The sequence below is a fragment of the uncultured Methanobrevibacter sp. genome, assembly GCF_905235195.1.
Classification (GTDB): Archaea; Methanobacteriota; Methanobacteria; order Methanobacteriales; family Methanobacteriaceae; genus Methanarmilla.
In genome coordinates, this window is sequence record NZ_CAJOKH010000069.1 from 1 (window position 1) to 11279 (window position 11279).

The window sequence follows — 11279 nt, forward strand, 5'->3', positions numbered from 1 at the left end:
TCTATTAAATATTATTTCTATTAAATATTATTTCTAATTAACTATAATTTCTATTAAATATTATTTCTAATTAACTATAATTTCTATTAAATATTATTTTTAAATAAATATACTTTTTATAAAAATAATTTCTGTAAATATAATGATTAAAAAATAATTTTTATAAATATACTTTTTATAAAAATAAATTCTAATCAAATATATTAAAAAGATATATAAGTTTCAAATATATATATTATCTTTATGTTTAAAATTTCAAAAAAAGAATTAAAAGATATTTTTATAGCATTTCTAGTAATATCCTTAAGTTTTAGTCTTCTTTACTCAAATAGAGATACAGATGCATTTCTTTTTGTTCTACCTATAGTAATGATTGGAGTAGGTTTAGGATTTATATTACATGAACTTGCACATAAATTCGCTGCACTCAATTATGGTTATTGGGCAGAATTTGAGTTATGGATGCCTGGTTTATTTATAGCTCTTATTAGTTCCTTTTTTGGTTTCATTTTTGCTGCTCCAGGAGCAGTTGTAATATATGGAAACAGTATGAGTAAAAAAGTAAACGGTATTATATCAATTGTTGGTCCAATTACAAATATTGTTATTGCTTTAATATTTTTACTTGGATTACGTCACTTTGGCATTTTTACTTCATTAAGTAATGATATGCTTGTTTACCTTGCCAACATATTCTATTTAGGATTTTCAGTAAATGCATTCCTTGCATTATTCAATTTACTTCCAATAGCTGTATTTGATGGTAAAAAAGTATTTGACTGGAACCCTATTATTTGGTTAGCAATAACCGCAATTGCAGGATATTTAGTCTACTTATCATACTCTGGTGGACTTAGCAGCCTATTAACACTATAAATTATTGACTGTTATATTATTAACAATTCTATTTTTTTATTTTTTAAAATAAGATTATTAGGTGTAAAATAAATGTTAAGAGATATTAAATTAAAGTATTTTACAGCAAGCCATAGAGTATGTCAACCTGAAGAAACACTTAAAAATAATGAGGAAAAATTAAAAACCGCAGGAATTACAAGAATTACAGACATAACTGATCTTGATAGAGTTGGTATACCAGTCTTTTCTGCAATTAGACCAAGAGCACAGGAAGGTGCTGTAAGTGTATATGCAGGTAAAGGTGCTGAGAAAAAACAAGCAGAAGCATCTGCTATGATGGAAGGATTTGAAAGATATTCTGCTGAAATGCAAGAAGAGGACAAAGAAAAAATAATTGTCTCATCTATTGAAGATATGAAAGGTGAGAAATTTATCCAACCCAAGGACATGTATCTTCCAAAAAATATAACAGATGATATTTTAGATGTAACTGTACTTGAATGGTATCCATGCATTGATATTGTAAGTGAAGAAGAATATTATGTTCCTGCAAATGGAATCTTCCACCCATATATTCCTGCAAATAAAAGTGCAACCCCACTATTTAGAGCAAATACCAACGGTCTTGCATCAGGAAATGTCTTAGAAGAGGCAATTTTACATGGAATCTTTGAAGTTATAGAACGTGATGCATGGAGCATATTTGAACTAGTCCATAAAAACAGAAGACAAATTGATAATAACAGTATAGAAAATGAAGTGGTTAGAGATTTACTTGATAAGTTTAAAGCACAATCTATTAATGTTAAACTAATGGATATAACAAGTGATGTAGGAGTATGTACTGTAACCGCCTCAAGTGATGATGATGTATTAAGAGACCCGGCACTATTAAGTTTAGGTGTAGGAACACATCTAAATCCCGATATTGCTATTATACGTGCATTAACTGAGGTTGCACAAAGTAGAGCAACACAGATTCATGGTACTCGTGAAGACACTACCCGTGCAAATTTTATGAGACATGCAGGTTATGATCGTATGAAAAAGATTAATCGTCAATATTATGATGATGAAGATGAGAAAATTAAAAGATCAGATATGGCTGATTTAAGTAGTGATTCCCTTAAAAAAGATATTGAAACTTGTAAAAAACACCTTATTGATTGTGGCCTTGACAAGATATTATATACAGATTTAACAAGAAAACAGTTAGGAATAAGTGCATGTAGAGTGGTTATACCTAAAATGGAACTTTATACTGTTGACTCAGATAGACTTGGAGACAGATTTAAATCATTTTGTTAATTAGATAGGTATTTAATTATGTATTTTACCATATTATTAATTAAAATACTAATTAATATCTGATTAATTATATTAACTAAAATACTAATGAGTTATACTAACTAAAATACTAATTAATATACTGATTAATTATACTAACTAAAATACTAATTAATATACTGATTAATTATATTAACTAAAATACTAATGAGTTATACTAACTAAAATACTAATTAATATACTGATTAATTATACTAACTAAAATTCTAATTAGTATTCTAATTTTACAATTTAGTACTAATTTTATAATTAAAGGTTTTGAAAATGGAAAATAATAAAAAAATAGTAGTGTTTACTGGTTTAACTATTCCCTTTGATGATGCCCGCGAAATTCTAGATGCAAAATACATGCCTCCAATTAAAAGAGGAGACCTTTATGATTTAATTGAAAAGGAAAGTGACATTGATATTATCTTAATTATAGATGGTCAATTCCACAACACTCCTGCAGTAGCACATAAAGAAATTATGCTTGCACTAGATAAAGGCATAACTGTTGTTGGAGCATCTAGTATGGGTGCACTTAGAGCATCTGAGTTAGATACCCTTGGAATGATTGGAATAGGATATGTATACAATGGATATAGTAAGGGAGAAATAAAATCTGATGATGATGTTGCAGTAATTCTTAATCCAGATAGCTATGAAGCCCTATCTGAAGCACTTGTAAATATTGACTATAAACTTGAAGGAGCTGTTGAGGAAGGTATTATTACAGATACAGAAAAAGAAGACCTTCACAATATTGCAAAAAGTATATATTATCCTCACAGAACATATGCAAAAATATTTAAAGAATCATCACTAAGTGAGGATAAAAAAAATAAACTTATAAGATACATTAACCAAGTTGAAGATATTAAAAAGCAAGATGCAATAGAAGCACTGAAATATGTTAAAAAACTAGCATATGAATGATTATCAAGTTTATTTAAATACCAATAGAATAATTATCTAATTTTAAAAAAGAGCTTAAAATTAATAAAAAATAAATGATTTAAAGAAGTAATCTAGTTAAATTATTCTTCTTCAATAAAATCAAGTATTTCTTTTGGATCTTCCATTGAAGTGAAAAGTTTCATTATATCAGTTTTAATAAAACCTTCTTCTGAAAAATATACTAAACTTTGTCTAAACATACTATAAAATTTATTTGTATTAAATAGTATAATTTTATTATCATACTGACCTAAAGCTTTTAAAGTAAGTATTTCAAAAAATTCATCTAAAGTTCCAAGACCCCCTGGAGCGACAATAATACAATCTGAATGTTTTAAAAATAAATTTTTTCTTTGATCCATAGTGTCAGTATATATAAAATCAGTGCAATTCGGACTAAGAGGTTCCTTAGAACTAATCCATGACGGTGCAATTCCTAATATTTCACCACCTTGAGAAGCAACCCCTCTAGATACAGCACCCATAACTCCATTAACACCACCACCAAATACTAGAGAATGTCCTCTACTACCTATCTCTACACCTAACTTATAAGCTTCATCAACATACGAAGGTTTAATTTTAGTACTTCCCCCACCATAAACACAAATTCTCATAATATGCCTCTATTAACAATAATATCGAGATTAATAAGAATAATAATACCAATATATTTTAAAAAAGTTATATATAAAATTTTCTAAACAGAAATTACTCCTTAATATAGGGATAAAGATGACTACATAGCCAAAAGATTTAAATTATAATAAAATTTAAAAAACACCACAAAAAATTAATATGTGATTAAAATATAAACTTATTCAAGTTTAATTGTAAAAAAACTAAGAGTATATTTAAACAATTTATTTATCCATATACACAATTAAAGAAAATAAAAAAATTATCCGAAATTAAAGTAGAAAAGGGATATATATGGAATATGGAGAAAAAATTAATAAACTTAAAGAAATTTTAAAGGATAAAAAACTTGCATTAGCATTTTCAGGTGGTGCAGATAGTAGTTTACTTGCAAGTATACTAAAAGAAGTATCAAACTATACTTATTACATTTGACAATGGAATATTCCCACATGATTTTATAGAAAACAGCAAAAAACAAGCAAAATATTTTAATCTTAAACAATATTTTGTTGAAGATTCATTTTTACATAATGATGATTTAGTAAAAAACACAAATAAAAGATGTTTATATTGTAGGCAAATAATGTATACAAAAATCAAAGAGGAAGCATTAAAGCATAATATTGATTATGTTATTGATGGAAACAATATAAGTGATTTCCTTTTTGATAGGCCTGGAATTCTTGCAAAATATAAACACAATATTGGAAGTCCTCTTATTGAAGCTGAAATGGAGACTCGTGATGTTTACAGATATTTAAATGAAAATAATATTGCCTACTTTAAGTCTACAACATGTCTTGCAACTAGAATCAAAACCAATACCTCGGTTAATAGTGAAAATATTAATATGGTGAAAAATGCTGAAAAGGAATTAGAGAAAATTGTTGAAAATAATGTTTTTAAAGTAAGAAATCTTGATAGACTAGCTTTAATTGAAAGTGAAAAAATTGATGTTTTATTAAATGAAAATATCCTTCAATTAATTGAAAGTAAACTCCGTAACATAGGTTTTAATAAAGTGGCTATTAATTTATCTTACATGCAAAATGATGAGGAAAAACTCTTCGACCCAATAGAATATGAAAGTGAAGGTAAAATCATAAACAAAGTAAAACTCCCATATCCTATAAACATTGAAAATACAAAGGATGAAATTGAAAAGAGCTTCAGTAATGTTGAACTTAAAGATAATGGAAGAATTTTAAAATTTAGAGACGAGGAAGTTAAAATAATCATTAATGATAATGGAGAAATAGAGATTAGAAAAACAAATGATAAAGAAGAAGAGCAAATATTTATTGAAATACTTAAGAGAATTAGAAGAAGAGTTTAATTAATATTTTATAAAGGATTATAAGATAAAAAAATAGAAATATTATAAAAGAAGATTAAAAAGACTCACCAACATACTGACGTTTAGGTTTTTTTAATTCTTCCTGTCTTTTTTTATACATTTGCTCATATTTTTTTAAAACAATTTTAGGAGTAATTAGTACACGGTTAATATTGCCTTTATAAGGTTTATCCTTATCTTGTCTATCTTCATTCAAATTGGAAATAGTAAACTGACCACCTTCAATATTGAATTTTCTACCATCTGCTTCAACACTATTCAAAGTAATGGAAATTACACTTGCATACTCCAAACTATCATCTGCAATAATATCATAATCTATAAACAAAGTTTCATGAGGAATAAATTCATTTACAGTCCTTTTAATAACAGATTCAAATAAATCTAATAAATTACTTACAATTGGATCATTATTTCTTCTGTAAGTAGCCAAAATTGGACCTAAAAGTATTTCATTTTCAACAAAATCATCATCAATTCTAGTTCTAATTATAATCTTTCTTTCAGAAGTTTTTATTAATAATATAGGTTCAAAGGACATTTCCATATACTCCTAAGTTTAAAATATATTTCATTTTTTAAAGATTTTACTGAAATAGTATTATTAATTTATTTAAGTAGATATGTTTTAAGACTTTTTCTTAAATAAATATGAAAGAATTTTACTTAATTAAATATGTTTTAAGATTTATACTTTAAATAATATCTTATAAGACTTATACTTTAAATAAATTTGTATAAAACTTATACTTAATTAAATATGCTTTAAGAATTTATTTAATTAAATAAAAAAATGAATATAACAAATGATAAACAAATAATTAATAAATTAATAAATAAATGAACAAATAAGTTAATTAAATAAAAAAAATTAAATATAATTTAAAAATAGAAAAAAGAAGAAAATTATTCTTCTTCAAGTAGTGCTTCCATCAAATCACTAGCACGAACAAGACCTAAAATTTCACCATCAACATCAGCAACAGGAATTTGTTCAATGTTTTCCTGTTTCATGTTTTTAGCACAATCAGATACTTTGGTTTTACTGTTAGCAGTAGCAACTTCTCTTACAGCAACATCTTTAACTAATTTGTCCGCAAATTTAAGACGATTTTTCTCTATATAAAGAATAGAAGTACTGTCCCATGACCATTTATCTCCTTCAGTACCTACAGTAGAACTGTGTTCAGTTCTCTCAGAGATAATTTCACTTTCAGCAATGAAATCAGTTTCAGTTAAAATACCAGTTAATTTACAATTGTTGTTTAAAGCCAAAATAGATTTTAAACCAAAGAATTTCATTGATTCAAAAGCAACATTTAATGGAGCTTCATCCCAAGTAGTTGGAACAGTAGTTAGCATATACTTTTCAACAGGAATATCAATATCTAATTTTGCAAGTGCTTGAGTTACAAGATCAAAGGATGTAACAATTCCAACAAGTTCATCATCATCATTTACTACAGGCACTCTTCTAATGTTATTATCTAACATTTTTTTAGCTACAACACTAACTTCATCATCAACTTTAGCAGTGATTAAATCTCTACTCATTAAAAGAGCAATTTGTTCTTCATCAGGATTATTGATTAAATCTGATCTGGTTAAAATCCCAACAACTTTTTTAGTGTCACCTTTAGTTACAGGTACAACAGAAACATTTTCTTTTTTCATTAAATCTAAAGCAGTATATCTATTACCTGGAACAGAAACACTAATAACGTTTTTAGAGACAATTCTTTTAATTAACATAATTCCACCGTTTTATTAATTAACTTTAAATAATTAACTTAAATTATCTTATTAAATTAAACTTTTATTAATTAACTTAAATCTTTAATTAACTTAAATATTTATTAATTAACTTTAAATAATTAACCTAAATTATTTTATTAAATTAAACTTTTATTAATTAACTTAAATCTTTAATTAACTTAAATATTTATTAATTAAATTAAATAATTAACCTAAATTATTCTATTAAATTAAATTTTATTAATAAATTAAATCTTTATTAACTAACTAAATAATAAAATCTTATTAATTAATTAAATCTTTATTATATAAAATTCTTTTATTTGATTTATACATTCTTAAAGTATATCAGTTATGAATTTTAAACTTAAATAAATCTTTTTAATTAACTACAAGAACTGAACATTTTGCTGATTTTACAACCTTTGATGCTACACTTCCCATTAAAAATCTATCAAATCCGCTTTTACCAGAGCTGCCAATAACAATTAAATCAATATTTTCTTCTTCAGCCACATCAAGTATGACAGCCGCAGGAGACCCTTCTTTCAATAAGGGCGTAATTTTAATATTATTATTTAACTGATCTTTTAATTCATTTACCTTAGATAAATTCTCTTTAGTCTCATCTTTTAGTAATTGGTTAATTTCATCTACTGAATCCTCAGGAAGACCTATAGAAAAATTATTTTCAATAACACTTAATGCAAAAATTTCAGCATCTGTTTTTTCAGCAAGAAAAATTGCATGTTCTTCTGCTTTTTGAGAATATTTAGAACCATCAGTAGGTAATAATATTTTCTTATACATGTAAATCTCCTTAACTTATAAAAGCACATATACAATACTTCATAAAATAAATTATTTTAAAAAGTATTAATTCTAATTAATTTAATTGATAGTAATAAAAAGTCAATTAAAACCATTAGACCTTTAATACTTAAATTTAAAATTAATTAATTATTTTTATATTTGTAATTAAAAAATCAAAAAATATTGATTTTTTATAAAATTATTATAATAATGTTAATTACTATAATCTATAATTTTATCTTTGTTCATTACATATAATATATTTTGTGTTTCACATCTATTAATTATACTAAGATAAGGATTTTTAGAAAACTGTTTTGTAATCATTAATTGAGCATCATTACCAGTTCCAATAACAGATTTACCAATATTATCATATAAAGTTTTATTAGTTAACATAAGTTTAGTAATATTCGTAGTAGCCATTTTTAAGAAATCTACAGGATTAAAATATTCTCTGTAATATGCCCTTGTCAATTTAAGTGAAAACTCCAAATCCCTCATAATATTTGGAGAATTTAACATAAGATTGTCAGAACCTATAAATGGAGAAATTCCCTCATTTAGTATTTGTTTAATTGGAGGAATACCTATATTTAAACAGGCATTTGCCCTTGGAGCTAAAACCAAATTAGTATTTGAATCTTTAATCTTTTTAATATCCTCATTCGATGCCTGTGTACAATGAACTACCTGATCAAATTTTAAGTCAATGGCCCTTTCTATTTCAGATAAACCTGTTATATCAATGGATTTATTATTTGCAGATTGTGATTCTGCAGTGTGAATTGAAGATATTTTATTTTTTTTAGCACATTGGGAAGTAATCAAATCAGCAACTTCACTATTAATCTCACCGAATCCACTTAAACCAATGCCATCAGCGATCTTAAGAATTTTTCTCAAATGTTTTTTAACAAGAGCCATATCAGGATTTTCACCATAAAAACTACTGTCCCTTCCAAGAATTATAGGATTTATAGGTATATCCTTTGCTGCTTTTTTAAGTAATTTTACTCCTTCAATTCCTCCTTCCCTATAATCAATAAAATGTGTAGTTCCAGAAAGTAACATATCTACCATAGATACCCTCATATTATTAATAATATCCTCAGGATCTGCATCATGAAGAGCTTTATGTTTTATACCATTAGGGGGCTGGACCATTTCACTTAAACTTAAAGAATCACCTTCATCCATAATAATAGAATCTCCAATATGAGTATGTCCATTTAAAAAAGTTGGAGAAATAATACAATTTTCTGCATCAATTATTTCACCTTCTTTAATATTTGACCCTATTTCTAATATTTTCCCATTGGCAATAAGTACATTTTCACGTACAGGATTCAAATTTAAGCCCTTTAAAACCAAACCATTAACTAAAGTTAACATAGACATATTTAGTTTTTAAAAGTATTTAATAATTTGTATAAATTGTAAAAAAAATTGATGAAATAATGATTAAAAATTTTAAATTAATTATTTAAGCTTAAAAAAAAAAATCATTAAAAAATACCAAGAATAATAAAGATAAATAAGTATATTAAAAAATAAAAGAAAAATAAGCCGAAAATTAATGGATACATAAGCTTAAAAAATAATATTAATTACAAAATACAAACTTAATATGTATAAAAATTGCCTATTTAGAAAAATAATTGATGGAGGTGATTTCATTCAAGAGTTAAACATTAGACACTTTTATAGAAATATCGTTCGTGTTAAAGACCATTATCGTATTAAACATCATAATAAAGATTATGGTGAATTTAGCAAATTAAGCGATGCATTATATGAAAGAGACTGTTTAATCTATTGTAACTTTGATTATGATTTATTAGTTGAATGTGATCTTGAAAATAAATATGAAAATATGGAATTACCTCCATTTCCAGAAAAAAGACCTCGGGGACAAATAAAAAGTAAAAAAATTGATAAAAGTAAAATTGAAGGACGTATAGAATTTAATCATAAAATTAACATGTTTTTAGTTGTAAAAGGAGATACTCATTATGGTTCCTATGATACAATGACCGAGGCTTATTTTGTTAAAAAAACATTAATGGAAAATGATTGGAATCCACAATCCTTAAAGGAAATAGAAAAAATTAAAGAGAATCTAAACAAACAAATCCACAAAAAGGATACATATACATTACCAACATATTGTCCTAAATGTAACAATAAACTAAAGGAAGATACTGTAAATTGTCCATTCTGTGGTGTTAATATAAAAGAATACAAAATTTGATTTTGTATTTTATTCATTAATAAAATAATAGGTTTTAACATGATTATAAATATTATCTCATCAATTATTGAACTGGAAAATAATACTTGCCCTTCATTAGAATTAGATACCGTTTTAAATGAGGTTTTAACCATAGTTAAATGGGAGATAAAAAAGTCATATCCGGGATTTGATTTTATATCCTACTATGATGGAGATTATCCAACAATAGAAATAATATCAAAAGAAATACATGCAACTGACCTTTATATTAAACTTACAATAGACTCTGCTAAAAATGGATACTATATTCGTCTAAACCATGACTGGCTTAAATTTAAAGATATTACTAAATTTGTTGGTGAAGATATTATCCGCACCCTTAGTGAAAATATTAGAAAAACACCTGAAGGGTTTATTAAATTAAGCAATTACTATGGAAGTTCATCATGGGACGATATAAAAGAAGTTTATCTACTATCACGATTTTTTAATATAAATCATACAGTAGATATTGAACTTATAAGTTCAATAAATGAACTTATAGAAATCTACATAGATTTACTAATCGACTATGAAAGTCTTGAAAGTTATAGTATTATAGAAGATATTCATGAAATCTTTAAACTATATCCTCGTGAAAAAGAAAACTTTCAATATAATCCATTAAGATATGAAATAATAACTTATATGAAATATGATTTATATGAGACTATACTAAGAAAGTATAATGAGCTACCTGATGATTTAAAAGTATCCATTACAAGATCAAATGATGAATATGCCTTAAGCCCAGATTTATCATACACTCTTAATCAATTTTCAACTAGTATTTTCTATAGAGATGGACTTATACTTGGTATGACATTTGAATGTAGTGATGAGACCATTAAATTTTATATATCTCAAGATTTAGATAGGATAAATTCTCCACAAGAAGGAGCAAAAATTGGAAAAACATTAATTAGTGCAATTGGAAAGATGAGTAATGAACTAGATTTTGAAGAAATAGAAAAAACCGAGATTAAACACCTTGTAGATAATAATAAATCCTATGATATTTATCGTTTCCACTGGATATGTTCAAAAAGGATAAAAATAGATGAGTTGGATGATGAAGAGCTAATTGAAGAATTTGATAAATTTAAATCAATTTATGATAAAATAAGTGAAGATTATAAATATTTAAGATCTTTTTATGATGAATTTGAAATAAATAAGAACTATTCTGATAATAGAGAAGAATTTTAATTTAATTAAAGATTTTTTATATATTAATATTATTTAAATTGAAAAATAATTGTTTTAAAAAAATAAATATAACAATGTTATATT

The 11279-nt window shown here is 25.3% G+C and carries 12 protein-coding genes; 7 read left to right on the top strand and 5 right to left on the bottom strand.

Features of this window, described 5'->3' with window-relative positions; all coding sequences use genetic code 11:
- Positions 1-243: 243 nt before the first annotated feature.
- The 3 genes from QZ146_RS07930 to QZ146_RS07940 all read left to right on the top strand — a co-directional run bounded on the left by QZ146_RS07930 (position 244) and on the right by QZ146_RS07940 (position 3123).
- Positions 244-876, top strand: coding sequence for a site-2 protease family protein (locus tag QZ146_RS07930; protein ID WP_295723315.1), 633 nt, complete (start codon positions 244-246; stop codon positions 874-876).
- A gap of 72 nt (positions 877-948) precedes the next feature.
- Complete coding sequence (locus QZ146_RS07935) at positions 949-2166, top strand: YcaO-related McrA-glycine thioamidation protein (RefSeq protein ID WP_295723317.1); 1218 nt, start codon at positions 949-951, stop codon at positions 2164-2166.
- A 303-nt stretch (positions 2167-2469) separates the two neighbouring features.
- A complete protein-coding gene (locus QZ146_RS07940; protein WP_295723319.1) occupies positions 2470-3123 on the top strand; it encodes a TfuA-related McrA-glycine thioamidation protein in 654 nt (217 codons plus the stop codon).
- Positions 3124-3224: 101 nt separating this feature from the next.
- Here QZ146_RS07940 and QZ146_RS07945 read toward each other — a convergent pair whose 3' ends face one another.
- Positions 3225-3761, bottom strand: a complete 537-nt coding sequence (locus QZ146_RS07945) for a TIGR00730 family Rossman fold protein (RefSeq protein ID WP_295723320.1) — start codon at positions 3759-3761, stop codon at positions 3225-3227.
- Between the two features lie 316 nt (positions 3762-4077).
- Here QZ146_RS07945 and QZ146_RS07950 point away from each other — a divergent pair, with 316 nt between their 5' ends.
- Together QZ146_RS07950 and QZ146_RS07955 are read left to right on the top strand one after the other, a co-directional pair.
- Complete coding sequence (locus tag QZ146_RS07950) at positions 4078-4218, top strand: hypothetical protein (protein WP_295723322.1); 141 nt, start codon at positions 4078-4080, stop codon at positions 4216-4218.
- Between the two features lie 151 nt (positions 4219-4369).
- A complete protein-coding gene (locus QZ146_RS07955) occupies positions 4370-5122 on the top strand; it encodes a hypothetical protein (RefSeq protein WP_295723323.1) in 753 nt (250 codons plus the stop codon).
- Between the two features lie 55 nt (positions 5123-5177).
- Here QZ146_RS07955 and QZ146_RS07960 read toward each other — a convergent pair whose 3' ends face one another.
- From QZ146_RS07960 to QZ146_RS07975, 4 genes are all read right to left on the bottom strand, one after another.
- Positions 5178-5690: a hypothetical protein gene (locus QZ146_RS07960; protein ID WP_295723324.1), complete on the bottom strand. Its 513-nt coding sequence runs from the start codon at positions 5688-5690 to the stop codon at positions 5178-5180.
- Between the two features lie 359 nt (positions 5691-6049).
- Positions 6050-6895 (bottom strand): CBS domain-containing protein, encoded by an 846-nt coding sequence (locus QZ146_RS07965; protein ID WP_295723325.1) that lies wholly within the window; start codon positions 6893-6895, stop codon positions 6050-6052.
- 384 nt (positions 6896-7279) lie between these two features.
- Positions 7280-7708 (bottom strand): universal stress protein, encoded by a 429-nt coding sequence (locus tag QZ146_RS07970; RefSeq protein ID WP_295723327.1) that lies wholly within the window; start codon positions 7706-7708, stop codon positions 7280-7282.
- A gap of 216 nt (positions 7709-7924) precedes the next feature.
- Entirely contained in the window at positions 7925-9106 is a 1182-nt protein-coding gene (locus tag QZ146_RS07975; protein ID WP_295723329.1) for an amidohydrolase family protein, read from the bottom strand.
- A gap of 235 nt (positions 9107-9341) precedes the next feature.
- On the opposite strand from QZ146_RS07975, the gene QZ146_RS07980 reads away from it, so the two are divergent.
- Positions 9342-9965 carry a zinc ribbon domain-containing protein gene (locus tag QZ146_RS07980; protein WP_295723331.1) on the top strand — a complete coding sequence of 208 codons (624 nt, stop codon included), beginning with the start codon at positions 9342-9344 and terminating at the stop codon, positions 9963-9965.
- A gap of 39 nt (positions 9966-10004) precedes the next feature.
- The gene (locus QZ146_RS07985) at positions 10005-11195 is read left to right on the top strand and encodes a hypothetical protein (protein WP_295723332.1); all 1191 of its coding nucleotides are present in this window, start codon (positions 10005-10007) and stop codon (positions 11193-11195) included.
- The last annotated feature ends 84 nt before the right edge of the window (positions 11196-11279 follow it).

Coding starts and splice junctions, on each gene's coding strand:
- QZ146_RS07955 (WP_295723323.1), top strand. CDS start 4,370: ATGTATACAAAAATCAAAGAGGAAGCATTAAAGCATAATATTGATTAT.
- QZ146_RS07940 (WP_295723319.1), top strand. CDS start 2,470: ATGGAAAATAATAAAAAAATAGTAGTGTTTACTGGTTTAACTATTCCC.
- QZ146_RS07980 (WP_295723331.1), top strand. CDS start 9,342: ATGTATAAAAATTGCCTATTTAGAAAAATAATTGATGGAGGTGATTTC.
- QZ146_RS07965 (WP_295723325.1), bottom strand. CDS start 6,895: ATGTTAATTAAAAGAATTGTCTCTAAAAACGTTATTAGTGTTTCTGTT.
- QZ146_RS07935 (WP_295723317.1), top strand. CDS start 949: ATGTTAAGAGATATTAAATTAAAGTATTTTACAGCAAGCCATAGAGTA.
- QZ146_RS07950 (WP_295723322.1), top strand. CDS start 4,078: ATGGAATATGGAGAAAAAATTAATAAACTTAAAGAAATTTTAAAGGAT.
- QZ146_RS07970 (WP_295723327.1), bottom strand. CDS start 7,708: ATGTATAAGAAAATATTATTACCTACTGATGGTTCTAAATATTCTCAA.
- QZ146_RS07975 (WP_295723329.1), bottom strand. CDS start 9,106: ATGTTAACTTTAGTTAATGGTTTGGTTTTAAAGGGCTTAAATTTGAAT.
- QZ146_RS07945 (WP_295723320.1), bottom strand. CDS start 3,761: ATGAGAATTTGTGTTTATGGTGGGGGAAGTACTAAAATTAAACCTTCG.
- QZ146_RS07960 (WP_295723324.1), bottom strand. CDS start 5,690: ATGGAAATGTCCTTTGAACCTATATTATTAATAAAAACTTCTGAAAGA.
- QZ146_RS07930 (WP_295723315.1), top strand. CDS start 244: ATGTTTAAAATTTCAAAAAAAGAATTAAAAGATATTTTTATAGCATTT.
- QZ146_RS07985 (WP_295723332.1), top strand. CDS start 10,005: ATGATTATAAATATTATCTCATCAATTATTGAACTGGAAAATAATACT.